This window comes from Croceimicrobium hydrocarbonivorans, from assembly GCF_014524565.1.
GTDB lineage: Bacteria > Bacteroidota > Bacteroidia > Flavobacteriales > Schleiferiaceae > Croceimicrobium > Croceimicrobium hydrocarbonivorans.
Map to the genome: position 1 here is coordinate 1,232,574 of NZ_CP060139.1, position 25,762 is coordinate 1,258,335.

Consider the following 25,762-nt stretch of genomic DNA (forward strand, 5'->3'; position numbering starts at 1 on the left):
CTAGGCTTTTTTACGAGAGCTACGCAGGGTATCCCAAATCAGAATTGAAATCAAAGTAGCGGTAAAGGCACCCAACATACTCAGGGCGACCACCAACCAACGAATTGGATATTTCTTCTTCTCCGCAGGATAGGCGTTGTTTACCTTAAAAGTGGCAGGCAAACTTTGGGACACGTCCACTTTCGCTTGATCGTAGGCGGTTTTCAATTTAACCACCTCTTCTTTCATATAGCTTAAGTCATCGCGAAGGGAAACATAGGTACCACCGTATTTGGCCAGGGTATCCAACTTTTGTTCTATGGAAGCTACTGCTGCTGATTTAGCACCTTTCTCAATAATGGCTGTAGCCAATTGCTCGTTAAACACCGACGATTGGGTCTCATAATCATGCACGCCTTTATAGCGAAGCTCAGTTAAAGAATCCTCTAAAACTTGAACCTCGTCTTTCAGGGCGAAATACTCACCTTGAATAATCTTTAATCCTTGCATGGCGCGTTCCCGCTGAATGCGATCCTTTACCATATCCAACAAAGCCACAATATCATTTGCCATAAAGGCAGCGGTATCCGGATCGGTATCCAATACATTAATTTCCACACTCATAAACTCAGTGCGACGGAAAGAAATATTGCTGGAAAAGGTTTTATACAATTCCGTTTTGGCATACTTCCCGGAAGGATCGATTTCATAATGCTTCATCAGATTGTATTTCTGAATGATGCTATCCCGAATCTCATCGGTATTCAAAATTTGCAGCAATTGCTCTGCTTCCTCTTCCTTACCAAATTCCAAAATATCCTGACCGCGACTAGAAAACTTCTGCGGTAAAAGAGCCTTAGACAGGGAGTTGGTTGTAGATGGGAATACGGTTACCGTTGATTCGAATAAAGGATCAATGAAAGACGGACCGCTGAAAACAGCGGCCAGAATTCCGGCAACCAGAGAAACAATAATCAATGGCATGCGCCAATTGTAGAGGTAAACGATCAAATTGGTGGAGTCGAATACGCGATCCTGATCGGCTTTGGAACCTTCCATGAATTAAGCTTTTAGGCGGGCAAAAATAGAAATATTAAGTGCTACTGCGGTCCTTTAAACGCTGCTTAAGCAATTCTATTCCCTGAGCCCAAGGTAAAAGCCTCCAAAGAACTACTGATGCCGCGGCTCCACCAATAATTAAAAGCAGCGACCAATACCAATCCATCTCCAGCAAACTAAGGCCATAAGCCAAGAGTAAAGCCTGAAGTGAATAGGCTAAAAATCGCCATAAAAAGGAGCTTCGCCAAGCTAAATTGGCCAATCGATAGCAAAGCCTGAATTGCAGGAGCGCACTCAAACTCTGAGTTACCAAGGTCGCCACTGCCGCCCCTCGGGCTCCGTATTTAGGAATCAGCAAGGCATTGAAAATCACATTAAGGATTAAGCCCCCAAAGGCGATATAATTAAGCTCCCGCAAATTTCCCCTTGCCGTAAGCATGGTTCCAAAAACATAGGTCGCCCCCATGGATAAAGAGGAAAACAGCAAGATTTGTAAAAGGCCACTGCTAATTTCGGAATGCTCATCATAGAGATAGGCCATTAATTCTTCGGCTTCAAAAACACCCCCCAGGGTAATACTCAGGCTCATTACATAGATCAGCACAAAGGATAGCTTGGCCAGATCCGAAACCGGCTCCTCTCGAGAGATCAAGGTGGCAAACATGGGGAGCAATAAAACCGAGAAAAGGTAGGCCGGCTGATTAAAGGTATCCAACAAGCGGAAGGCCTGCGCATAGATACCAGCCTCTGAATTGCCAATAAGCTGCTGCAGCATTAATTGATCAATTCGGGTATACATGGCCATTAAAAAGATCATCAAAGCATAAGGCAAGCTGCGGCCTAGCTTCTTCCGAAATTTCATCCATCGAAAATGAGGCTTGAAATAAGGTACCCGCCATAAGATCAGCAGCAAGGCGAGACCAGCGGTTAGCCCATAGGCCAGAGCCTGCAAGGCCGCGAAGATTTGAACATCGATACCCGACTGACTGAAATACAAGAGATAGCCAGCGGTTAAAATCATCAGGCTTTTATCGAAGACACTTAATACCGCATCCCATTTAAACAAATGCAATCCGGTAAGGTGAGAACGTAAAAAGAAAAGTGCAGAAGCAAAAACCTGCGACAAACTCAACCAAAGTAAGAGCTGCGCACCTCCAGACCAGAAGCCCAGGAAAAAACCCAGCCCCATGGCGACTAAAAAGTAGACTCCAGCGAGGCTAATCTTAATCATGAAGAGTTCGGAGAAATGTCGGGCTAATTGCTGTGGATCGGTAGCAATCTCACGGTTGCTATAATGAGCCAGACCCAGATCCAGCACAATATTGAAGATCATCACAAAGCTGAGCACCGCTGAGTACAGGCCATAGGCATCTGAGCCGACCTGATTTTGTACTTCGAGATCGATTCCGAAAATCCAGATCGGCTTGATCAAAAAATTAACGAATAGCAACAGCGCCAGGCTGCCAACGAATTTCTTTTGCATAAGCTTTGCGCCTTGCGAAGATAGTGAATCGAAGAGGTCTATCTTTGTCTCGTGAAGATTGCAGTAAATACCCGTTTACTCCTTAAAGATCGCCTCGAAGGCATTGGCCAATTTACCGCCAATATCTTCGAAATCTTGAGTCGTGAGCACCCGGAAGTCGAATGGATTTTTCTGTTCGATCGTCCCTGGCACCCCGACTTCATCTTTGACCCAGGTATCGAAGCCAAGGTCTTATTCCCACCTACGCGCCATCCCTTTTTATGGCAGTGGTGGTTTCAATGGTCGGTCCCGCGTTACTTAAACAAGATTAAAGCAGATCTCTTTATATCACCAGATGGCATGATTCCCCTTTGGGGCCAATGCCCTTCCATCGCAGTCATCCACGATTTGAACTACGAGCATCAACCAGATAATCTGGATAAGGTTGCTGGTGGTTTTATGCGGCATTATTACCCCAAATTTGCTCACCACGCAATAAGGGTAGCCACCGTTTCTGAATACTGTAAAAAGGATATCGCTGATACTTATAGCGTATCGCCAGATAAAATTGATGTAGTTCCCAATGGCTATGGCCCGCATTTTAAGGCCCTTTCGCCAGAAGCCAAAACAAAGGTGCGCGCAAAATACGCAGAAGGCTCCCCCTACTTTTTGTACTTAGGAGCCCTGAATCCCCGTAAAAATCTGGAAGGTTTAATGGGTGCCTATGCTTTGTATCGCGATAATGGCGGCCAGCACAAACTACTGATTACCGGCGAGAAAATGCGCTGGACCCCAGCCATTGAGCAAGCTTTTCAAAGCAATCCTTATAAGGAGGACATCCTTTTTACCGGACGATTAGCCGATGCTGATTTAGCAGAAGTTTTGGCCAGCGCGGAGGGCCTCTGCTTGGTTTCCCATTTTGAAGGATTTGGCATTCCTATTATCGAAGCATTTGCCTGCGAGACCGCTGTGATTTGCGCTAATAACACAGCCATGCCAGAGATTGCGGGTGAAGCTGCTCTATTAGTAGATAGTCGCAATAGCGAGTCAATCGCCAAAGCACTGCAGCAAATGGAAAATGCGGAAGTACAAGCCGATCTCATCCAAAAAGGCAAAGTGCAATTGCAGAAATTCTCTTGGCAAAAAGCCGCGGAAGCCATGTGGGACAGCATTCAAAAAAGCTTGCACTAAGATGGCTCAGCTCAAAAACTTTAAAGAGAAAGGTCGCCTGGAAGCAGGTTGCGATGAAGCAGGCAGAGGTTGTTTAGCCGGGCCCGTTTATGCCGCGGCGGTAATATTAAAGCCGGGCTTCCGACATAAATTATTGGACGACTCCAAGAAACTCACTGAAAAGCAAAGGGACGAACTAAGAGTTTACATCGAGGAAAAAGCACTGGCCTGGGCCGTGGCTTCTGTGTCGGCAGCCGAGATTGACGAAATAAACATCCTCAAAGCCTCCTTCTTAGCTATGCACCGGGCTTTGGATCAATTAAAAACCAGACCCGAATTTTTATTAATCGACGGTAATCGCTTTACTCCTTACCAGGACTTAGAGCACAGTTGCGAGACTAAAGGCGATGGAAGATTTAAGTCGATAGCCGCCGCCTCTATTCTGGCTAAAACGCATCGTGATGAGGCCATGCTCAAACTAGCTGAAGACTACCCCCAATACCAATGGGAACGAAACAAAGGCTACCCTACCCAAGCTCATCGCCAAGCGATTCGAGAGCATGGAGCTTCACGCTGGCACCGACAAAGCTTCACTTTACTTCCCCCGCAGTTAAAATTAGACCTCGACTAGTTTTCTAGTACTTTTGTACAAACTCAAGGGGTTCATGTCGTTGAAACATTCTTTCTTTTTAATTCTCTCTCTCATTTTTTTAGGCGCTTGTCGCGAAAGCGAAAAAAGCAAAAGCCAGATTCAAGAGGTACTGCCTTTAAATACAGTATGGTTAGCCGAAATAAATGATTGGGAAGAAGTAATTGCTAAGAAATCAAATTCGCGGGTTCTCGATTTAATCAGCCAATTCGAAAGTATTGAGAGCTTCCATTCACATTGGCGTAATGCTGCGGAGTTAAGCAATAAGGATAGCCTTCAGGACTTGATGAGTAGCAGCCAGGTGTATCTGGCCGAAATCCTCTCTGGCGCCGACCGTTACAATTGGTTATTGATTCTCCTTAATGATGATGCATCCGCCGAAAGGCTTTTCCAGAACTTCCAGAAAGTAGACGGAATACAAAGCCTGGAATATTCCGGTGAAAAAATTTATCAGCTTAAGCTGAATGAAAAGCAGGATCTCTACTTATACCACAGCAATGATCTCTATTTAATAAGTGGTGATCGTATCGCCCTGGAAGCAGCTATCCGCCAAAAGAACAGCCCTACCCAAGTGGCGGAGAATGATCGATTGCGTCAAATTCGTGAGAGTCGTAATCCGCGTTCCCCACTAAATGTATACCTCAACCTAAAGAGCTGGCCCGATTATCTTAATACCATTGGCAAGCTTAAAGCACAGTTTTTAGCAGATATGGGCGATTGGCTTTTACTGGATCTGGATGCCGAAACCCATGATCTTATCGCCACCGGATTACTGAACCACCCTGAGACCGAAGCTTATTTCCCACAAGCCTTAGCCTCTTTACGCAGTGATCAAATTCAGGCCCAAAAGTTAATTCCGGTGAATTTGGCCCGTTGGGTTCATATGAGCATCGGCAATATTGGTCAATACCAAAGAGCCTATGAAGCCCAACTAGAAAAGGCCGGCACCCTTAAAGATCATCAGGAGATCATCGCTAAATTGCCCGCCAATGTAGGTAGTCAACTGGCTGGAATCATCGACTCTGAAATGGGCACCTTCCAAGCTGGTCGGGCGCAAAACCAAGCTTATGAATTTGCCTATTTCAATTTCCGCGATGAGGAGTTGGCGGCGAAAACCTTGGAAGCACTTTCAGATAGCAACTTCATCGAAGGCTATCGCGGGCATGTCATTCGCAAGCTTAGCCCCATGAATCTTTTACCTCGTTTATACGGTTCGGTATTCGAGGCCTTTCACCAGCCCTATTACCTTATCCACAAAGATTATGTTTTACTGGGCAATCAATTGGCCGCCTTAAAAGTGGTCTTGAATGATATTCTCGATTCTAAAACTTTGGATCGCAGCGATTCTTACCTCAACCTTAGCAATCAATTGCCAGGAAAAGCACAAGTGCAAATTGTGTATGGTATTCCAGAATGGCTTCCCAATCAAAAAGAAGCTCTTAATAATGGATTAAGTGAAGAACTAGAAAGCCTGCAAGACAGCCTACAGAACCTGCGCTGGGCCATCCTGCAGTTAAGAGCAGATAAGGATCGCAGCTTTGTTTCGGCCATGATTCGGGAGGAGCAAGCCATTAAAGAGAAAATCGTTAGACAATGGTCTGTACAATTGGAAGGTCAACCGAGTGGAGCACCTCAATTCTTAAAAAATCACAATAATCAGAAGCTCGATATTGCCATTCAGGATGAAAACCACCGTTTGTACCTCATCTCCCGTAAGGGTGAAGTGTATTGGACTAAAGATCTTGATGGTCCTATAATCGGTGATATCCGCCAAATTGATATTTACCGCAACAATAAATTGCAAATGGTATTTAATACCGCTAATCAATTGTGGGTGCTGGATCGCTTGGGTCGGAATGTAGAAGGATTCCCGGTAAAACTGAAGGCAGAATCTACCGCTCCGGTAGGCGTATTTAATTACGATCAGGCTCGAAATTACCGCTTGGTTGTGCCCTGCGGACCGATGCTCTACAATTACGATGTAGAGGGCAAAAGCGTAAAAGGCTGGAACTTTAAAAAGGCCGCTTCCGACATTGTAAGCGAACCCCAGTTCTTTAGTGTAGCGGGCAAGGATATTATTGTTTGCCTTACGGCGGATGGTAAACTCTACCAATTAAACCGCCGTGGTGAAGAGCGCTTTAAGGTGGATGAAAAAATTGAAGAGCTCAAAACCAGCTTCTATCTAAAGGCGGGCGAAAGCTTGAAAAAGTCAGAGTTGATAGCCGGCTCTAATTCGGGTAAGATGTATGTGATTAATCCCGAAGGCAAGGTGGATGCCTTGTACCTTGATCGCAGTCATCCGGCCAGTCATCTGATCTATTTTGAAGGCCGCTATATCTTTAGTGATGGCGCCCAGCTTTTTGTTAAGGATGACCGTATGCCCTTTGAAGCCAGCTTGGAAGATGACATCAGCGTTAAGCCCAAGGCTATGATCCTGAACAATCGATTCTATACCGCTGCTTTCTCTGCTGGAGCCGAAGAAATCCGACTCTTTAATGAAGAAGGAAATTTGGTAGATGGTTTCCCGGTATTTGCGCAAGGACCCTTTGATATGGGATCCTTAAACCGCGACAAGAGCCTCAATATTGTTACCTATAGTAATGATGGCACATTGATTTGTTATCGCCTCCGCTAAACCTACACTAGGTCGAATTTTAAATTCGTGAAACTAGGTCGAATTTGAAATTCGACCTATTGCTATTTGCTCAAATTCCTTTTCTGCCGATCTATCTTCCGGCACATAATAGAGTTCCTCGCCATTCTTTAACTGAATGTACAAGAGTGGGGATGCTTTCGATAGCACTAAAAGCTTTACCCTATCACCAGCTTTGGTGCGGAAATAACCCTTAAAAACCGGAGCCATCGCAAAGCCATTAACTTTACTGGTAATTGGAGGTAATTCATCTACCAACCGAATGCTTTCGATATCATCAATTTCAAAATCGGCTCCGTACATCCCTGAGATGTGCACTTTTTGATCTTGGACTACAAAATCAATATTCTGATCGCCATAAATAAGCAAAGTGCTTACGCCAATAATGCAGACTAAGAGAGCACCAATTGCCCAATAAGAATAGCGTGGTGGATTATGATCATAGCGTCTGGCTCGAATAATAAAAACCAGATAAGCCAAGATTGGAAAGAGTCCTAAAAACCATCCCACCACATTCTGGCCCCATTGAAAAAAGAGGAGTACCCCAAAGATTCCGAAACTCAGACCCAGAAAAATATGGAAGCTCTTAAACTGTTTCAAAAAGCCTTTCAAATCAAAATTGGCTCGCTCCTCTTCGGTCATGGTATTATAACCCGAAAGCAAGTAACGCGCATTATTGGTATTCACCGCGAAAGCCAGAACCAGAAACAAAAGGCTCATGCCTATAATCAGATACAACATGACAAATGATTTGAAAAAGCTAACGCAGTTTAGCTAAAAAACGGTTATTGGCATTGGAAAAAATTGCGGAGAAGCTGAATTACATATTCAGCTTAGAATCTAGCTTGAATTTGCCTCGCTTGAATATGCAATTCAAGCGACAATCAAATCGCCTGCTCATCTTTCAAAATCAGCTTATGGTCCAAAAACTGCACTAAACAAACTCCACAGCTATAGGCTAAAATATCCGACCATAAAAAGCCTTGACCTAAAATCAAATGACCGATGGTGGTAGAACGAATAGCCGTGAGCCATTCCCAAGAAATCATTTGTTGAAATTCAATGGCATAGCAAAAGACCAATGCCGCTAAGGCCGAAGGCCGTACGCTTAAATTGGGGAATAAGAAGCGAAAGCCGAAGTAGATAAATACGGCATAGAGCGCATCACCCAGATAGGCATGGCCCCATTCCAACATTTTAAAACTACGGGAAGCAAGTCCTAAGCCAATACTACAAAGGCTTAAGACGAAATACATAAATCTAAGGTTCATAGGGGGTAAAAAAGTATGCAGTTTTAGGGTTTAACGATCATGAAAGCCTTTACCGATCAATATGTGATCTTTCCATTTTTCAATACGTGCCCAGCGCGTTTTACTTTGCTTAGCACCGTTAAACTGAATTAAATAAGCCCTTTTCCTCCCCGGGCTCAGCGACTCAAATGCCGCTTCAAATCCTGCATCCTCCTGAAATGCCTGCTGCAATTCTTCTGGATAATCCATAGCTTCAGGAGCACTGGCAGGCACTTTTGCACCTGACTCTTCCACCGCAATGGCTTGTCGAATAAAATCAAGAATGGCTTGCTCCTGCTCCAAAACAGAATCACCTTCCTTGAATTTAAAAAGTTTGGGTACCCGACTATTCGGTCCGGCAAACTCTAATAAATTGTTTGGATCCTTAAGCAAAGCCCCCTTAAAAAAGTTGAGCGAACAATAATCCTTGAATGCACTCAAGATTAAAATGTTCTTCCCCTTATGGGTATAAGTAGGCATGCTCCATTTGCGCTCCTCCACCAAAGGACTGCTCAACAGAATACTGCGCAATTGCTGCAGTGGCTCTGCCCAGCGGTGTACTTTGCAATCAGGACTTTGGTATAAGTCACAACGACCGCATCCTTCTGTAAAATAAGTATCTACTTCCGGGTTCATAGAAAGCTGCAAATATTAGGACATCGGAGGCCCGAAGTTGCAATATTTTATTGACCCAGATAAACTGAAAGGGAATAAATTAAGGTAAAGGGAGCTTAAAATTTAAGGTCGTTCTTAGCGCAGCTCCAATCGAGTTCCGGGCTTTGGCGTTTCACCTACCGGAATATCATTGCGCTGGTAAATCTTCTCCAATTTAATAGCATAGCGCTGGGAGATCTCATACAAATCATCACCTTCCACAAAGGTGTAGTAGCGATTCTCACGTGCCGCCCTACTGCGTTTGGGTTGCAAATAAATGATTTGCCCTGGCTCCAGCTTGGCATCGTAGCGCAGCTCATTGTACTCCAATAGATCCTCAGTTCGCTTATTAAAATATTCTGCCAGACTTTCGAAGGTGTCGCCCTTTCTAGCGATCACAAAATCCACCTTATTAGGAGATTCCTGCACCAATAAATCTGCCGGGTCTGGCACCTCTTTGGGAGGATTGGTTTTGATCACCGCCCGCACATCGTACTTATGCAGTTTATGGCGTTCAATAAGGTCGATCAACAAATCAGCATATTTAGGATTGGTCGCATAACCGGCCTTTTTCAATCCCTTGGCCCAACTTTTATAATCATGGGATTTCAGATCGAAGAGCTTGGCATAGCGACTGCGTTCCTTTAAAAACCTGGAATGATCTCGAAAACTATCCTCCGCATGATCGTACTTCCGGAAACACTCATCATCCTCGTCATCATCATGGTACACCTTCTCCCCTTTCCAATCGAGGTGGCATTTAATACCAAAGTGATTATTGGCCTCTTTAGCCAGTTTACTTTGACCACTACCCGATTCCAAGATCCCCTGTGCTAAAGTGATGCTTGCCGGAATCCCATATTCGAGCATCTCGGCTTGAGCCACCTCATGCCAATCGGCAATATATTGCTCGGTAACAGATTGAGCAGAAAGGCCCAAGGTACATAAGGCAAAAACGAGTATAAGGAGCTTCTTAGTCATAGGCAATCAATTCTTCGGACTTCTTAGCCAATCGCCGATTCATTCCGGCAATGCCTTGCAGTCCTCCGCTATGCAAAACTAAAACCCGACTACCGGCTTTAAAATGCCCTGCTTCAATATCTTTCAACAATCCAAACAACAATTTGGAGGTATATACCGGATCAAGCTTAAGCTGATATTTACGGTAGGTTTCATTCATGAACTGCACCAGCTCCTGATTTATTTTAGCAAAGCCACCGAAATGATAATCTGTGACCAAGTCTAATTTACGGATTAGCAAATCTCTCGGAATCGGCGCCAAGCCATATTCACTTTGATATTCTTGCAGGTATTGCGCTATGGCCGGCTTCAAAAAAGACCCTCCTTTCAAGGCTGCATACACGCGAATTTTCGGCGCTTTGGGATGAGCCAGCAATCCGGCCGCCGTGGTTCCGGTACCTGCTGCTAGGGCAATGCAATCATAAGTTCCCTCCAGCTCATCGATAATCTCCGCACAACCTTTTAAGGCTGGGACTCCCTTACCGCCTTCGGGTAAAATGTATAAACCGGGACGTAGTTCTTGCAAGGCCTCCAAAAATTCTGGATTCTCCTTTAAACTGTAATCCTTGCGCGAAATCGCTTCCCACTCCATGCCTTGAGCAGAGCAATATTCTAGGGTAGGGCTATCACCAGCCTCTTCGCCCCTTACCATGGCGTAAGTAGGAATCTCGGCTAATTTCCCCAAGGCCGCCAAAGCCGCCAAGTGATTGCTAAAAGCTCCACCAAAACTTAGGATTTGCCGATAATCTCCCAGATAGAATTTTTCCAGATGGTATTTCAGCTTACGCCATTTATTACCGCTAATCTCCGGATGAATCTGATCATCGCGCTTAAGAAATACGTCCACCCCATGATGATTGAGCAAAAATTCCTCCTTGCTATTCAGGGTGTTAATTGAAAGTTCCATCAAAGGCCTACACTCATTACTTGCTTGGGACTCACATTAAAGCGTTTGCGGAAATTGCTGGAGAATGTTTGACTGCTAGTATAACCTACTTCCAAACAAACTTCACGTACACTTAGCTCCTGCTCATTATTGGTAAGCAGATCATAAGCGCGCTGCAAACGCATATCCCGAAGGTAATCACTAAAACTCGATTGCAAATCTTCCTTAAAGCGTCTTTGTAACCAGCGGGAGCTCACCCCAAATTGTTCCGCTACTCGGGTTAAGCTAATGGGCTTATGTAGGTTTTCACGCATATAGGCCAGCACTTCAAAAAGGGCCGAAGAAGTGCGCGACTCTCTTTCCTGCTCCCCTAAAAGACCACTTGAAGGTCTTTCCAAAAACAACATGGTTTTATTGAGAATCTTCAAAACCAGGCTTTCTGCCAAAAAGAGGTTATTTACATCCTGATCGAGGGGAATAATATTGAGCTTATCGAAATAGGCACCCAGGTATTCATCTTCAGGGCGAATGGCAATCATTGATTCTTCATTGAGCCTCTTCGCTACCCCTCCACTATTCTCAAACTTTTGCAAAATGCGCTGCAAAACCTGATCATTAAAGGAAATATTTAGGGTTTCGTAGGGCTGCTCGCAATAAATTCGCTGATAGCTGATGTGATCGTTTTGTCGGTACACCACCACGGAAGGAGCATCAACACGCCTTCCTTCACTCACATCGCCACCATGAAAAACAAAGGAACCCGAATACAAGAAGCCCACGGTGAACAAAGGCTCATCGATCTTCATTTCGAACTCTACTTCATCCTTCAAAAGAGCTCGTGTTTTTTTGATGGTATAATGACCAATCCCCCGCACGGAGCTAACGTCTATCCTTCCTAATCCCGGCTCCTCAAAGAAGCCCCGATACTCGGAGAGAAAGAGATCGTTTGCTGATTCAAATCGCTCCTGATGCAAAGTGTTATCGCGCAGTACTTTAGAATACTCCGCCCATTGCAATCTCCTCATTTAAAAATCCTCATTAGGTGCATCTTTCCCCCTAGCATCCCCTTAGAGAACGATCAAATTTAATTAAACCTCATGGGGAAGCCACAAAAACAGCTCGGTGATTTATTATTTTTCTACAATTCCAAGCTCTGATTTCAAAAGGGCTTCGACTTTATCACTTGATTTAATTAGACTTATCATCAAGAAGTGATAAAGGTAAAATGCCTCGACTTTTCAATCTATGATGAATCTCACATCCGAGCACCAGATCGCTTCTACCTTGCCTCAATAAGATAAAAAGAGTCCGGCTCTGGCAGGCAAAGGCAGAGATTGTAATTTTGCCAAAAATTCAGCAATGCCCCAGCTCGAAAAGGGAGACTATTATTATTCGGAAGAAGGTTTTATTGTTTTTACCAAACAGTATCACCTTAAAAGGGGTTATTGCTGTCAAAGTGGTTGCAAACACTGCCCTTACGGCTACAATAAAGCAACCGGAACATTTAAACGCAAGCGATGATCGATACCACTATTGACTTTCAAACAGCCATTCGCCAGGGTATTCCCTCTGAGCTCCCTGCTCCTAAAGCTCCAAATGCGGAATGGAGTCATGCTCCAAAACGCAAGGACATTTTAAGTGAGGAAGAAAAGGTTTTAGCCCTTAAAAATGCCCTGCGCTATTTCCCTAAAAAATGGCATGCTGAGCTTGCATCCGAATTCGCCCTCGAACTAAAAAAATACGGTCGTATTTACATGTACCGCTTTAAGCCAGATTACGAAATGTACGCCCGCCCCATCAGCGAATACCCAGCCCAATGCCAGCAGGCAGCGGCTATTATGCTGATGATCCAAAATAATTTAGATCCGGCCGTAGCCCAGCATCCAGACGAACTTATCACCTATGGAGGTAATGGAGCGGTATTCCAAAACTGGGCTCAATATCTGCTTACTATGCAGTACCTCTCCGAAATGACGGAGAACCAAAGTCTGCACATGTACAGTGGTCATCCCATGGGATTATTTCCCTCTCATCCCGATGCCCCGCGTGTAGTTGTTACCAATGGAATGGTAATCCCAAATTACTCCAAACCCGATGACTGGGAACGTTTTAATGCTCTGGGCGTAAGTCAATATGGTCAAATGACCGCCGGCTCCTACATGTACATTGGCCCACAAGGAATTGTACACGGAACCACCATTACCGTATTAAACGCCCTGCGCAAAGTTGGCGCAGAACCCAATAGCGGAGCCTTATTCGTAACCGCGGGCCTAGGCGGCATGAGCGGCGCCCAGCCTAAAGCTGGAAATATTGCCGGTTGTGTTAGCGTGACCGCCGAAGTAAACCCCGCAGCAAGTCGTAAGCGACATGCTCAAGGCTGGGTGGATGAGCTAATTTCGGATATCGATCAATTAGTTAGCAGAGTAAAAGAAGCTAAGGCTACTCAAGAAACTGTATCCATTGCCTATGAGGGCAATGTGGTAGAAGTTTGGGAAGCCTTTGATAAGGAAGGTATTTATATTGATCTCGGCTCAGACCAAACCTCATTGCACAACCCTTGGGCGGGAGGTTATTACCCCGTTCAGTTAGGCTTTGAGGAGGCCAATGAAATGATGGCTAATCAGCCGGAAGAATTTAAAGCACTGGTGCAAGAAAGCTTACGCCGACACGCAGCAGCGGTTAATAAACATACGGCCAAAGGCACCTATTTCTTTGATTATGGCAATGCCTTTTTACTAGAAGCTAGTCGGGCTGGGGCCGATGTTATGAATCCCGAACCTACTATTGGTCGCGAATTCAAATACCCCAGTTATGTGCAAGACATTATGGGCCCCATGTGCTTCGATTATGGCTTTGGACCTTTCCGCTGGGTATGCACCTCTGGCAAGGCCGAAGATCTGGCAGCAACCGATCGCATTGCCAGCGAAGTATTAAGTAAAATGGCGGAAACCGCTCCGGCGGAGATTCGCCAACAAATGGAAGATAATATCCGCTGGATTGAAGCTGCCGGCGCCAATAAAATGGTGGTGGGATCACAAGCCCGGATTCTCTATGCCGACAGTCAAGGTCGGATTGAAATTGCTAAGGCTTTTAATCGAGCGATTGAAGCTGGAAAAATTGGTCCCGTTGTTTTAGGGCGTGATCATCATGATGTAAGCGGCACCGACTCTCCCTACCGTGAAACCTCCAATATTTACGATGGTTCCCAATTTACAGCCGATATGGCGATTCAAAATGTAATTGGCGATAGCTTCCGGGGCGCAACTTGGGTTAGCATTCACAATGGTGGCGGCGTTGGCTGGGGCGAAGTTATTAATGGTGGCTTTGGAATGTTACTGGATGGTAGTGATGCTGCCAATCGTCGCTTGGAAAGCATGCTCCTCTATGATGTAAATAATGGTATTGCTCGCCGTAGCTGGGCACGAAATGAAGGTGCCGTATTTGCGATAAAACGGGAAATGGAGCGCACACCCGGACTTAAAATTACCCTGCCGGAAGAAAGTGATATTGACCTTAGTCAAATTCTAAAAGACTAACATCAAGGCTCTGATTTATGCGATCAGAGCCTTTTTTCTTTTAAAGACCTGATAGTCATTCATTAGGCTCAGGATTTAGCTATCTTTGGTATTCAAAATATTGAGCGCCAAAACCTTAGCTAAAATGAACTTAAACACCCTCGGATTAAGCCCTGCTGCTCAAGCATTTACCGAAGACGAAACCCTCAACGACTTCCTTTTGGCCCGAGTGACTGCCGTGCATCGCGATCGCTATACCCTTCAAGATGCCGAACGCACCTACAGCGCCGAAATCACCGGTAACCTCCGTTACAGCGTGCAGGACAGCAGTGAATTGCCGGCAGTAGGTGATTGGGTAAAAGCCATCCCCAGTGGAGAAGACAGCGCGGTGATTATAGAAGTATTGGAACGCAGCTCCTTACTGAAGCGCAAGGCCGTGAACAAATTCGGCGAAAGCCAAAGCATTGCCGCCAATCTGGATCAAGCCTTTATTGTGCAGGCGGTAGGTCAGGATTTTAACCTCAATCGATTGGAGCGCTACCTAGCAATTTGCAATGCAGCTCCAATAACGGCGATTTTAATCATCAGTAAAGTTGACCTGATTTCGAAGGAAGAATTACAGAGCTATATTGATAAAGTTAAGGCACGCCATCTGGATTTGGAGGTTTTAGGTTTTTCCAATTTTGATCCGGAATCCATCGCCGAGATCGCACAAAAAATGCAGGCTCATAAAAGCTATTGCATATTAGGCTCTTCCGGCGTGGGTAAATCCACCCTTATCAATGCCTTAAGAGCGAATGACCAGCTTAAAACGCAAAGCATAAGCAATAGCAATCAAAAAGGCAGGCATACCACTACCCATCGCGAATTATTCATTCTCGCTAATGGCGCTATCGTAATTGATACTCCGGGAATGCGTGAAATTGGCATTACCGATGATGCTTCGGCCTTGGAGGCTACTTTTGAAAGCATCCAGGAAATTGCTCGAAATTGCAAGTTTAGCGACTGTCAGCATGAAGGTGAAAAAGGCTGTGCCATTCAAGCAGCGATAGATTCCGGAGAACTATCCGAAGAGCTCTATGCCAGCTACCATAAATTGAAGCTGGAGCAAAAGCATTACAGCACCAGCCTCAAAGAAAAAAGGGCTAAAGAAAGAGCCCAAGGCAAGCTCTTTAAAGCTGGAAAGGCCCATCGAAAAAATCATAAATACTAGTCCATGAATTTGGAGCAAAACAAGGAAAATGCCATCGCCTTTTACCGCATGGCTTATGAAGGAAATCCCGCCGAAGCGGTGGCTCAATATCTAGGCACCGAATACATTCAACATAATCCGGACGTAGCGGACGGAACGGCAGGCTTTATCGCCTATTTCGAGCGCATGCAAGCAGAATACCCTGAAAAGTCGATTGAATTTGTGCGCTGCATAGCAGAGGGCGATCTGGTAGCCTTGCATACCCACCAAACCTGGCCTGGCAATGAAGAGTATATTACCATGGATTTCTTTCGCTTTAATGCCGATGGGAAAATCTGTGAGCACTGGGATGCCATCCAAAAGATTCCCGAAAAATCGGCCAACCCAAATACCATGTATTGAAAAGTTCTGAGATCAAATACGACCGCATCGGCCAAAGCTATAATAGCACCCGCAAGGCCGACCCTTATTTATTGGAAAGACTAATTGCCCTGCTCGACCCGCAAGCCAAAGAAGCTTTCTTGGATTTGGGCTGTGGCACCGGAAATTACAGCATCGCCCTGCAAAAGCAGGGCCTCAAACTTTTGGGTATGGACCCTTCGGAAACCATGCTGAAGGTGGCTCGAGAAAGAAATCCAAAGGGAGATTGGCAAATTGGACAGGCTGAAAACACCGGGCTTGAGGATCAATCGATGGATGGCATTATAGCCACCCTCACCTTACATCATTGGACGGATTTGGAAAAAGCCTTTTTGGAAATTAGTCGCGTGCTCAAGGCTCAAGGCCGGATGGTGATTTTCACCTCCACTCCGGAGCAAATGCAAGGCTATTGGCTCAATCATTATTTCCCGCAAATGTTAGCTGATTCCACCGCCCAAATGCCCAGTCTTGAAAGAATTAAAGAAGCAGCCCAAGCCGCGAGCATGTATATCGAGAGGGAGGAAATCTATCAGGTGAGAAAGGATTTGCAAGATCAGTTTCTACAATGTGGCAAGGAGCAACCTGAATTGTATTTCCGGGATGAGATTCGAAAAGGCATTTCTTCCTTTGCGGATCTTAGCCGACAGGAGGAAGTAGACCGGGGATTATGGCTATTAAAACAGGATGTGGAAAGCGGAAAGTTCTGGGAGATTAAAAAGCAATACGATTCAGATTTGGGCGATTATCTCTTCTTAGCGCTTAAAAAAACAGAATAAAGCTAGACCAATAAGATTAACCTTGACGTTTCCTTTTAATGCTAAGCCCTTTAAAATTTGAAGCCCGAAAACTTATTCCCATATACAGCTTGGTGATCTGTGGTCTTAGCAGCCTATTGCTTTTTGCTCTTCAAGCTAAAAAAGCACCGCTTCTAATTCCAAACGAAAAGGTCTTTCCCGAAAAAGCTCAAAGTTTGCAAAGCTCATATTGGGGCCTAAACTTCCTCTACATTGGCCCTGATAAAGACAGCATTTATATCCATAAAGAAAGCTATTTCCCAGAGCTTAGAAAGCGCAGCAGTTCCTTAATGAACAAGCGGCTAAAAGAAGCAGCGCAAAATGAAATCGAATTTCAAGTTTTAAATCATCAAATCATTAAAATAGCAATCTCCCAAGAGGCTTTGTACTTTCCTGAAAAGCAAGAACAGCAAAGTCCTGCCTACCCTATCTTAATCCGGAACTTATCTCCAGATAGCATTCGCATTGGTCTAAATCACTATTTACGAGTGCAGCTCGAAATGATCGAAAATGAGAATTGGATACCGCTAAATCGATTCAACACCTTTGGATGTGGAGTAGGCATAGGTCAAATCGCTCTGGGTCCAGGAGAAATAGCTATCAGTGCACTGCCTCTCTATGAGAACCTTAAACCCGGTAAATACAGACTCCACTTGGAGCCAAATCTTCACAGCAATAGTTTCGAAATTCAATGAAAAATTTAATTATGATTTTCTTGGCAATCCTATGCCAGACCGCCTGGAGTCAATGTGAAATTGAGGAGATAGACTTCATCATTTTTAAATACAGTCACTCCATGAGAGGACCGAACAATTACAGCAGTATTAAAATATCACCCAATAAACCTGGAGATATTGGGATTCGCTATTCGAGACTTTATTACTTAAATAGCCCTGATTCTGATCCCTATGAGGAAGGCCTTAAGCCTGCGATAATCGACAGTGCCTTCTATGTTGACAGTGCCGGTTTTGGGGAAATCCTTAAGCAAGTGGCGCTTCTTGAAAACATCAACTTGGATTCAGCCGCTACTTTCGGATTTGATGGTGATACTTGGTCAATCGAATTTGGCAATAGTACCCAATCCTTTAAATACTCCTTCTGGAGTCCAAAATACCACAGCGACGAAAGGGGTTTAGAAAACTTTATAGCCCTTTGTGAAAACATCATTGCTCTATCGGAATTAAAACCGAAGAAGATCTTTTAATGCTAAAAGCTTCAAACAGATATTTAATTAGCCTCTGCATATGTAGTCTTCCTTTTTGCGCGCTGCAAGCTCAAACTAGAGAGGAAATACTCCATTATGATTTCTGGGGTCGATACGACACAGCTTACGTAGACACCCTAAGAAGTTTTTCTAAGACATGCATCAATGCAACTGAACTCCCTCCCAAGTTCTACAAGCTAATTCAATTGGTTGAAATTGGAATCGACTCCCCTTCAATTGACACCATCTCTCCAGAGATCAAGAACTTCACGAAACTAGAAAGCCTAAGTCTTACAAAAAGTAAAATTCACATTCTTCCTCCTGAAATAAGGCACCTTCAGAGATTAAAAAACCTGAATCTTGGATGCAATCAATTAGATTCTCTTCCCAGTGAGATTGGTGAACTTCAAAATTTGGAATACCTCGATTTGTTTCGAAATAATATCACGAGTTTACCCAGCAGCATCCGTAACTTAAAAAAGCTCAAGAGATTAAACTTGATTGAAAACCCTATTAATCAGGAAGAAAGAAAGCGCATCCGCAGATTGCTTCCAAAATGCGACATTCGATTTGAATACTAAATGAAGAAACGCTACAAATTCCTTTTAGGCCTCTTTACAATTTGGTTACTAGGCATGCTTATTCCTCAGAACCTAAAAATGCCCGTGAAGGGAGCTAGCCAAGCGGATTATAATTCTGAATCTTTCTGGTATTACCCTTGGGGCAAATCAGTAACGCATAAAGGAGTCGACATCTTTGCCAAGGAAGGCACCGAATTGCAAGCCGCCACTAGTGGTCTGGTATTGTATTCGGGTGAAATCCGCATGGGAGGGAAAGTCATTTTAATTTTAGGACCCAAATGGCGCCTGCACTATTACGCCCATTTAGCCGATATTGACGAGAAGCTTGGTGCTTTTATCTCAGGCGGAAAGAAGATAGGCACGGTTGGAAGCACTGGCAATGCCGCCGGCAAAGCTCCGCATTTGCATTACAGCATCTTCACTTTAACACCATATCCCTGGCGCATTGACAATGCTCCTCAAGGCTGGCGAAAAATGTTCTACCTTAATCCTATCGATTATTTAAGCAGCACGCCTTAATGTCTAAGTCCATTTCAATTCGAGATCTAAAAGCGGAGGAGTCCGAATGGAAAGATCTCATTCAATTGCGGGAAGCGATATTACGTCAGCCTCCCGCCTTGCCATTTAGTCCAGAAGAACTGGAAGAAGAAAAAAAGCATTTCCATTTTGGCTTATACGAATCGGATCTCTTATCTGGTACCGCCGCCTTAGTTCAGGAAGGAAAACAATACAAGATGCAAAGGGTGGCCATTCGCGCCGATCGTCAAAGTCAGGGCCTAGGCACTGCCTTAATGCAGTATTGCGAAAGCTGGATTCTCAATCGCGGAGGCAACAGAGTTTACTGTCATGCTCGGGATACTGCCGTTAATTTCTACCTTCAACAAGGCTTTCAAGCGCAAGGCGACTATTTTGATGAAGATCATATTCCGCATTTGAAGATGTTTAAAAAGCTCCCCTAAAATTTGGCTTAATTTCGCCTCTAAATCATCATTTCCCCATGACCTTATTTCTTCGCTATTTCATTTGTTTTCTTGCTCTGAATTCAATCTCCCTCCAAGGGCAAAATATTTTACTGGAATCTCGACTTATCGAAGACCTTTCCAAAACTCCTATCTATTCACGTCTCAGCGAAACGATCGATGGCCAAACCCAATGGAAAAAGGAATACCAGTATTTGGATTCCATTGAAATCTACAGCATTAGCTACCTCAGCGATGGTTTGAAGATCAACGGCTTGATGGTTAAACCTAAGGCTGAAGGAAAATATCCTTGTATCATCTACAATCGCGGTGGAAATCGCAATACCGGCAGCTTAAAAATTGCCCATGGTGCTACCTTATTAGGACAAATGGCCAGCAAGGGATATGTAGTCATTGCCAGTCAATACCGCGGCAGTGGCGGCAGCGAAGGCCAGGAAGAATTTGGCGGGGCTGATGTAAATGATGTATTGATCCTCCCTCGGGTACTGCAAGAAATTCCAGCGGCGGATACTTCTGCTATTGGTCTTTTTGGCTGGAGCCGAGGCGGCATGATGACCTATCGCGCCTTGAGCGAAGGTATGAAGGTTAAAGCGGCGGTTGTAGGCGGGGCTCTGGCCGATATGCCCGCAAATATTGAAGATCGCCCCGAAATGGAAAAGGGCGTTCTCGCGGAATTAGTTCCAAATTACGAAGCCAACAAAGAGGCTGAATTGCAAAAAAGATCAGCAGTATCCTGGCCAGAGAAATTCCCGAAAGATGTACCCATTCTTTTACTCCACGGCAATGCCGATTGGCGAGTGAAGGCCGATCAAAGTTTAAAGCTGGCCCTTTTACTCGACCAAGAAAGAGTCCCTTACCGCTTAATGATCTTCGAAGGTGGAGATCATGGAATTTCGGAATTCCGGGAGGAGGTAAGTGACGAGGTCATCGCCTGGTTCGATCGCTTCCTTAAGGACGGCGAAGCCTTACCCAATATGAAATATCACGGTCGCTAGGAATTATTCCCAGTCCCAGCAAGCCAACCACATTACGGGACGATTCGACTCGATGCTTTGAGTTCGGAAGACCACATCAGGTCCACCTAAATCATGGCCCAAGAGGTAAAGTTTCCCCTTGCGCCAAAATAATGCGGTGGCATAGTCAGTGCCTTCCGCCCCACCCACTAAAACTCGTTTGAGCTCTCCGCGCTTGCTTTCTTCGATCACGAAAAAGTCGGTGCTTCCTTTAACCTGATAACTTATTTCGGGGGCTCCTTTGCGACTATTAAAAGTACCGCCATAGCCATGTCCGTAGAGCAATAGGTTTTTAGGGTCTTTCCATTCCATTCCAAATGGATAGCTGGAGCGACCTTCACTGCGATGACGCCAGGCTAAGTCTCCATCCCTTTGAAGTTTACCTACTGTAAGTCGTGAAAATATACTCCCTGCAAAATAAATGCGATGCCACCAATCGACTCGCAATTCATTGATCACCGTTTGGGCATGTTGATCTGCCGTATCGGTAATAGCCCCGTTTAACCACTTGAGCTCACCCTCTTCATTCCATTTTGCCACAAAAGCTTTTTGGGTTTCATGGCGAAGATTATACTCCTTTTCTTCAATCTTCAAATGTTCGGCATAAGACCCTCCGGCATAGATATTTCCCCAACCATCCAAATCGATAGTCAATAAATTGGAGCGGCCCGCAGAATCTCCAGCTCGTAACCATTCCTGCTGAAAATTTGCATCGTACTTCATCAGCAACCAATTACGAATAATTTCATTCTGATCGCGGTACATATAATTCCCGGCTAACACCACTTCCCCTTCTTCGGTTAAAGTCATGGCCGAAGCATTGCTATGTGGCAGCTCTCCATAAAAAGTGGCCTGTTGAAAAATGCCATTCGAATCAAACTTTGCCAAGTATAAACCCCGATATAATTGAGGGTCGATCTTTATGCTATCCAATTGCCCATTGGTCGACATAAATACCAATTCAGAACTCCAAACCTCACCGCAGAAATAAACCGAAGATTCAGCATCCACCTTTAAATCATGAAGTCGAGCCTGACCCGATACGCGCACGGTCCACAATAAATCACCCTGCTCACTAAACTTCTGAACAAAGGGGAAATTGGCGAAGGTTTCTCGGAATGGACGACGCGGCATTTCGTACACCGTATCAATACAATCTAAAATTGTTTGAAAGGTTCCACCGGTATAGATATTACCCTTTTCATCTACGTCTAAACTGGTACTTAAAAAACCATAGGAACGATTGTACTTAAACCACAAAGGATCCTGACGAAGGTTTGGACTTTCAGACGCTAGGTCCTGGGCAGAGAGACCAAAAGCAAAAAGCCCGATGAGGAATAAGAAAGGTATTTTCATGTGATTAAATGTAGCAAATCGACTCAGGCTCAATGAGCTTTAGGACTAATTTAATGCAAGCCCCTATTGAATTATGTATTTTCCACGGGTGAAAAAACTCAGCCTCCTTTTTTTAAGCCTAAGCCTCTGGTCCTGCCAAAACGGACCAGCTCCAGATGAAATGGCTTGCGCCGATCATAGCTTTTCTCCTGACAGCAGTATAGAGCGATACCAAGCAAATAAGGGACCCATCCTTAATCTGGACTACCACAACAAAATTGCTCCAGATTACCTCCAGAGTGACTATCAGATTTTAAAGCTAATGCTGGAGGAGGCTAATCCAAATTTGTATCGCTATCGCAGTCAGAAAGAGATGGATAGTTTTTTCGACACTCAAATCTGTGCCTTGTCCGATTCCGCTTATTATTTGGATTTTATTCGCAGCCTGGCCATGACTTTCAATTTTATGGCTTGTGGTCATAGTGGTTGGTCGCATCGAAACAGTTACTTCCCTTATCGGGATACTAGTATTAAACTGCTGCCACTAGATCTGAAAATCGAAGGGGATCAATACTTCATAAAGGAGAATTATTCCCGAAACTCAGCTTTAAAAAGGGGCATGGAGATTAGCAAAATCAATGGTCGAAATCCTAATGAAATTAGCCATTTGCTTAGCCAGCATATGTATAAGGATGGGCGCTCTGCTCCAAAAGCGCGACAAGAAATCGAAAAGTACTTTCGGAATGCCTATTCCAATTTCATTGAAAACCCGGAGCACTTTGAGATCCAAGTTCGCAAGCATGATCGTTTAGAAAAGCTGACTCTCAAAGCCCTGTCAAAAGGGAAGATTGACTCTATCCAAAAGACCCTAGCGCCCATAGCTGCCAAGCCTTCCAAATTTTTGGAATTCCAAAGCTGGCCCAATAAAGACATGGCCTATTACCGCATTGGCTGGTTTAGAAATGAAGGCATTGAGGCGATGGGGCAAAACTTTAATCACTATACCGACTCGGTATTTGCAGCTATAGCCGAAGAAGGTCTGGATACTTTAATCATTGATCTCCGGGGTAATACCGGAGGCTGGACTGCCAATGGCAAAAAGCTCCTGTCCTATCTGCTAAATGAACCTCAGCGCTATATTGAAGAAGTGCGATTCAAAAAACTGGGGAATTTCAGTTTTCAGGATTTAATCCTCTCAGATCAGGGTCTGAATGATACCATGCAATTTGCGCAAGACTCAGACAGCCTTTGGACCTGGACTAATTACCCTTCCCTCGAGGTGCAGCCAGCGGACAGCAATCGCTTTGAAGGCCAGGTTATCATCTTGATCGATGAATGGACCCGCTCAGCTGCGGGCATCTTTTCCTCTTTAGCGAGAGAATATAGCAATGCGCTATTTATCGGTCCGGAAAATGCTTGTGCCCGAGGAGGTCAGGGAGGAATGGTAATGGTCGCCCAATTGCCCTGGACCGGAGTGACAGTCCACTTCAGCACAGCCAAATACAGCCTGAATATTGATCCCGAAAAAGTCGCAAGAGGCCTAAAAACCGACTTTGAAAGTTTAGAAGAATGGATGGCGCTTCACCCTCAATCTGCACTAGCCATAATGTGGAAATCGGAGGTGGGCGATTCGATGATCTATTAGGTATAAATTCAAGACTCGACTAAGTTCCAAAGCCGCGAACAAAGTCCTTATCAAGCGACTCAAAAGCCTACATTTAAGGAAATAAGAGGCCCATGTTTAGAAACAAAATTTTGCCTGTTCTACTGGCAGGTATCTGGATTAATCTCAGTGAGTTCTTTCGCAATGAATTCCTATTAAAATCGGAATGGCAAGCCCATTATCAAAGCTTGGGCCTGGAATTCCCTGCCGAGCCTATCAATGGAGCAATTTGGGGCATTTGGGGCTTTCTCTTCGCTCTTGCAATATCGGCGCTAAGCCGAAAATTCAGCTTCAAGGAAAGCCTGCTTTGGGCCTGGCTCATGGGCTTTGTATTGATGTGGCTGGTTACCGGAAATATGCTGGTCTTACCAAAGGGTATTTTGATTTACGCCATTCCCTTAAGTTTAGTGGAAGTAGCGGTGGCAGTTTGGATTTTGAAGAGGTTTCATGGGCAAAATGAAAAATAAGCTCAAACATCATCATTACTTGCAATAGCATTCAGTTGTTGAACAAACAAAGTCAGGTTCCACTGAAACTCACCAGAAAATTTCCCGAAATAGACGGAGATACTTTCTGAGCCTTTCAAGCGGCATGAGATAGCATTATCAAATGATTCATCTCCCTTCCAAGCACCAAATTTCCGATTCCCATAAATGGTAAAGACCAAATCAAAACTATTCTTGGTCCGTGTATTTTCAATGTGCCAAAGTCCCTCCAATCCTGCCAAGGGCACAATACTCACCCTCCACTTAGATCTTAACAATTGAGCATAAAGCTCCTTAATATGTGCTACGCTCATTTTTAAAATTTTTAAACCTCCCACCCACCACTAATCAGGCATTAGCTTTTCTTCCTTCGCCACGGTGCATCAAACTGCCAATCGCCAGCCATAATGCAGCCAAAGGGAATAATCTCATCCACCACTTCTCCTAATCCAAACTCCTTCATTTGCCGACGTACTGAATCCGCATTCTTGTAGGCCGAAGGCAATTCGGAAATATCAATATGGTTTGAGAAGAAGCGTACATCCAAACCCGCCGTTTCCTCTGCAAAAATTGCGTCTACTGAACGGTTTGCTAAAGCCCTTTTATGACTCCTGCGACTCATATTTCGACCTGCTCCATGCGGTGCAAAACCCAGGTTAGCCGCAGTGGTATCGCCCTTTACAATTAATACTGGCTCACTCATGTTTAATGGAATCAAGCGCAATTGCTGGTAGCTATCGGGCACAAAGCGATCATCTAAGGGAGTCGCTCCTTTAGCATGATAGAATAAATCACCTTCCTTAAAAACGAAGTTGTGTTCATTCCAAAAACGCTCCTTTACCTCAACCTTCAAGCGAGCAATCGTTGCATCATGAATACTACTGTGATTGCTCTTGGTCCATTCTCTAACAAGCTGCAAGGCATCCCAATAGGCCTTTCCTTCTTCCGTATCAAAAGGAATCCAACCATTACCCTTTCGGGTCTTAGGAGAAATCTCTCGCCGGAAGGATTCGGCCAGCTTCATACCATTCTTATAGAGGTTTGCCCCCAATCCTCGACTTCCATGATGGGTTACCATAATCGTTTCACCACTTTGTTCCGATTGCCCCACAAACAGAAAATGATTCCCATCCCCTTGAGTACCCATATGACTATGAGCAAAAGACAAGCTCGCTTCGTTATTCAGGAAATAATTCCCCTTCATCTTATCCACCAAATCAGGACTTAAATCAAAGGGATCCTTGCGCCCACCACCACCAAAATGAGTAACGGCATGGGCTGCATTCAAAACCTTCTTAGGATCCGTAAAACCAAAAGAAGTCATCATAACCGAACAACAGATATCTGCCGAATGCATGGCGGGATGAATAGCATTACGTGTAGCCACCACACCACCTACCGGAATCTGCCCCAAGGGTCCGGCGGGACATGCATCAGGCATAACCGCACCCTTAACCGCAGTAGGGGTTTTCATCACTTCATCCATGGTCGCAAAAACATTGGCCACATTTGCCTGCTCAGTCTCATCCTCTGCCCGAATATTTCGCACATAGGCTGAAATTTCATCATGAGGATATATCTCCTGTGGAGCCTGATCCGCTAAATAGGCTTTTAAGCGATCTCCTTCTAGGTTGTTTTCGTTGGCATGAGCGATGGCTTCCCGGAACCACTTTCCGGGTCGGTAGCCCATTTCGATTAAAGTTTTGCCTGTTACTTTCATAATGATTGTAATTCTTCAGCAAGATTAAAAGACAAGTGC

Annotated in this window: 27 protein-coding genes; 16 read left to right on the forward strand and 11 right to left on the reverse strand. The window is 44.6% G+C overall.

Features of this window, described 5'->3' with window-relative positions; all coding sequences use genetic code 11:
- Both H4K34_RS05715 and H4K34_RS05720 read right to left on the reverse strand, forming a co-directional pair.
- Positions 1-1,038 carry a GumC domain-containing protein gene (locus H4K34_RS05715; protein WP_210759864.1) on the reverse strand — a complete coding sequence of 346 codons (1,038 nt, stop codon included), beginning with the start codon at positions 1,036-1,038 and terminating at the stop codon, positions 1-3.
- Positions 1,039-1,072: 34 nt separating this feature from the next.
- Positions 1,073-2,521 carry an oligosaccharide flippase family protein gene (locus tag H4K34_RS05720; protein ID WP_210759865.1) on the reverse strand — a complete coding sequence of 483 codons (1,449 nt, stop codon included), beginning with the start codon at positions 2,519-2,521 and terminating at the stop codon, positions 1,073-1,075.
- A gap of 51 nt (positions 2,522-2,572) precedes the next feature.
- Here H4K34_RS05720 and H4K34_RS05725 point away from each other — a divergent pair, with 51 nt between their 5' ends.
- The 3 genes from H4K34_RS05725 to H4K34_RS05735 are packed head-to-tail and all read left to right on the forward strand — an operon-like array spanning position 2,573 to position 6,954.
- The gene (locus H4K34_RS05725) at positions 2,573-3,691 is read left to right on the forward strand and encodes a glycosyltransferase family 4 protein (protein ID WP_210759866.1); all 1,119 of its coding nucleotides are present in this window, start codon (positions 2,573-2,575) and stop codon (positions 3,689-3,691) included.
- Between the two features lies 1 nt (position 3,692).
- Positions 3,693-4,301, forward strand: coding sequence for a ribonuclease HII (locus H4K34_RS05730; protein ID WP_210759867.1), 609 nt, complete (start codon positions 3,693-3,695; stop codon positions 4,299-4,301).
- A gap of 34 nt (positions 4,302-4,335) precedes the next feature.
- Positions 4,336-6,954, forward strand: a complete 2,619-nt coding sequence (locus H4K34_RS05735; RefSeq protein ID WP_210759868.1) for a hypothetical protein — start codon at positions 4,336-4,338, stop codon at positions 6,952-6,954.
- 33 nt (positions 6,955-6,987) lie between these two features.
- Here H4K34_RS05735 and H4K34_RS05740 read toward each other — a convergent pair whose 3' ends face one another.
- The 6 genes from H4K34_RS05740 to H4K34_RS05765 form a co-directional block, all read right to left on the reverse strand.
- Entirely contained in the window at positions 6,988-7,713 is a 726-nt protein-coding gene (locus H4K34_RS05740; RefSeq protein WP_210759869.1) for a DUF3784 domain-containing protein, read from the reverse strand.
- A 143-nt stretch (positions 7,714-7,856) separates the two neighbouring features.
- Complete coding sequence (locus H4K34_RS05745) at positions 7,857-8,243, reverse strand: ribosomal maturation YjgA family protein (RefSeq protein WP_210759870.1); 387 nt, start codon at positions 8,241-8,243, stop codon at positions 7,857-7,859.
- A 30-nt stretch (positions 8,244-8,273) separates the two neighbouring features.
- Positions 8,274-8,897, reverse strand: a complete 624-nt coding sequence (locus tag H4K34_RS05750; protein ID WP_210759871.1) for a YdeI/OmpD-associated family protein — start codon at positions 8,895-8,897, stop codon at positions 8,274-8,276.
- Positions 8,898-9,011: 114 nt separating this feature from the next.
- Positions 9,012-9,896 (reverse strand): glucosaminidase domain-containing protein, encoded by an 885-nt coding sequence (locus H4K34_RS05755; protein WP_210759872.1) that lies wholly within the window; start codon positions 9,894-9,896, stop codon positions 9,012-9,014.
- Positions 9,889-10,842 (reverse strand): 1-aminocyclopropane-1-carboxylate deaminase/D-cysteine desulfhydrase, encoded by a 954-nt coding sequence (locus H4K34_RS05760; RefSeq protein WP_210759873.1) that lies wholly within the window; start codon positions 10,840-10,842, stop codon positions 9,889-9,891. The genes H4K34_RS05755 and H4K34_RS05760 overlap by 8 nt, the downstream gene beginning before the upstream one ends.
- On the reverse strand, positions 10,842-11,846 hold the full coding sequence (locus tag H4K34_RS05765) for an AraC family transcriptional regulator (protein WP_210759874.1): 1,005 nt from the start codon (positions 11,844-11,846) through the stop codon (positions 10,842-10,844). The genes H4K34_RS05760 and H4K34_RS05765 overlap by 1 nt, the downstream gene beginning before the upstream one ends.
- Before the next feature lie 334 nt (positions 11,847-12,180).
- Between H4K34_RS05765 and H4K34_RS05770 the strand changes: the two genes are divergently transcribed.
- The 11 genes from H4K34_RS05770 (at position 12,181) to H4K34_RS05820 (ending at position 20,502) form a co-directional block, all read left to right on the forward strand.
- Complete coding sequence (locus tag H4K34_RS05770) at positions 12,181-12,342, forward strand: DUF5522 domain-containing protein (RefSeq protein WP_210759875.1); 162 nt, start codon at positions 12,181-12,183, stop codon at positions 12,340-12,342.
- A gap of 11 nt (positions 12,343-12,353) precedes the next feature.
- Positions 12,354-14,357, forward strand: coding sequence for a urocanate hydratase (locus H4K34_RS05775; protein ID WP_210760544.1), 2,004 nt, complete (start codon positions 12,354-12,356; stop codon positions 14,355-14,357).
- Between the two features lie 124 nt (positions 14,358-14,481).
- Positions 14,482-15,549: a ribosome small subunit-dependent GTPase A gene (gene rsgA / locus H4K34_RS05780; protein WP_210759876.1), complete on the forward strand. Its 1,068-nt coding sequence runs from the start codon at positions 14,482-14,484 to the stop codon at positions 15,547-15,549.
- Positions 15,550-15,552: 3 nt separating this feature from the next.
- A complete protein-coding gene (locus tag H4K34_RS05785; RefSeq protein ID WP_210759877.1) occupies positions 15,553-15,930 on the forward strand; it encodes a nuclear transport factor 2 family protein in 378 nt (125 codons plus the stop codon).
- Positions 15,927-16,724, forward strand: coding sequence for a class I SAM-dependent methyltransferase (locus H4K34_RS05790; protein ID WP_210759878.1), 798 nt, complete (start codon positions 15,927-15,929; stop codon positions 16,722-16,724). The genes H4K34_RS05785 and H4K34_RS05790 overlap by 4 nt, the downstream gene beginning before the upstream one ends.
- A 38-nt stretch (positions 16,725-16,762) precedes the next feature.
- Positions 16,763-17,437 carry a hypothetical protein gene (locus H4K34_RS05795; protein ID WP_210759879.1) on the forward strand — a complete coding sequence of 225 codons (675 nt, stop codon included), beginning with the start codon at positions 16,763-16,765 and terminating at the stop codon, positions 17,435-17,437.
- Between the two features lie 11 nt (positions 17,438-17,448).
- On the forward strand, positions 17,449-17,946 hold the full coding sequence (locus tag H4K34_RS05800; protein ID WP_210759880.1) for a hypothetical protein: 498 nt from the start codon (positions 17,449-17,451) through the stop codon (positions 17,944-17,946).
- Positions 17,947-18,152: 206 nt separating this feature from the next.
- A complete protein-coding gene (locus H4K34_RS05805; protein ID WP_210759881.1) occupies positions 18,153-18,527 on the forward strand; it encodes a leucine-rich repeat domain-containing protein in 375 nt (124 codons plus the stop codon).
- The gene (locus H4K34_RS05810) at positions 18,528-19,046 is read left to right on the forward strand and encodes a M23 family metallopeptidase (RefSeq protein WP_210759882.1); all 519 of its coding nucleotides are present in this window, start codon (positions 18,528-18,530) and stop codon (positions 19,044-19,046) included. It begins immediately after the preceding gene.
- Positions 19,046-19,486, forward strand: coding sequence for a GNAT family N-acetyltransferase (locus H4K34_RS05815; RefSeq protein WP_210759883.1), 441 nt, complete (start codon positions 19,046-19,048; stop codon positions 19,484-19,486). The genes H4K34_RS05810 and H4K34_RS05815 overlap by 1 nt, the downstream gene beginning before the upstream one ends.
- 38 nt (positions 19,487-19,524) lie before the next feature.
- Complete coding sequence (locus H4K34_RS05820; RefSeq protein WP_210759884.1) at positions 19,525-20,502, forward strand: alpha/beta hydrolase family protein; 978 nt, start codon at positions 19,525-19,527, stop codon at positions 20,500-20,502.
- Between the two features lie 3 nt (positions 20,503-20,505).
- Here H4K34_RS05820 and H4K34_RS05825 read toward each other — a convergent pair whose 3' ends face one another.
- Positions 20,506-21,876 (reverse strand): hypothetical protein, encoded by a 1,371-nt coding sequence (locus H4K34_RS05825; protein ID WP_210759885.1) that lies wholly within the window; start codon positions 21,874-21,876, stop codon positions 20,506-20,508.
- 73 nt (positions 21,877-21,949) lie between these two features.
- Here H4K34_RS05825 and H4K34_RS05830 point away from each other — a divergent pair, with 73 nt between their 5' ends.
- On the forward strand, positions 21,950-23,500 hold the full coding sequence (locus tag H4K34_RS05830) for a S41 family peptidase (protein WP_210759886.1): 1,551 nt from the start codon (positions 21,950-21,952) through the stop codon (positions 23,498-23,500).
- Between the two features lie 92 nt (positions 23,501-23,592).
- Positions 23,593-23,985 carry a hypothetical protein gene (locus H4K34_RS05835; RefSeq protein WP_210759887.1) on the forward strand — a complete coding sequence of 131 codons (393 nt, stop codon included), beginning with the start codon at positions 23,593-23,595 and terminating at the stop codon, positions 23,983-23,985.
- A 2-nt stretch (positions 23,986-23,987) separates the two neighbouring features.
- On the opposite strand, the gene H4K34_RS05840 is transcribed toward H4K34_RS05835, so the two are convergent.
- Positions 23,988-24,317 carry a hypothetical protein gene (locus tag H4K34_RS05840; RefSeq protein WP_210759888.1) on the reverse strand — a complete coding sequence of 110 codons (330 nt, stop codon included), beginning with the start codon at positions 24,315-24,317 and terminating at the stop codon, positions 23,988-23,990.
- A 41-nt stretch (positions 24,318-24,358) separates the two neighbouring features.
- Complete coding sequence (locus H4K34_RS05845) at positions 24,359-25,723, reverse strand: RtcB family protein (RefSeq protein ID WP_210759889.1); 1,365 nt, start codon at positions 25,721-25,723, stop codon at positions 24,359-24,361.
- Positions 25,724-25,762: the final 39 nt, after the last annotated feature.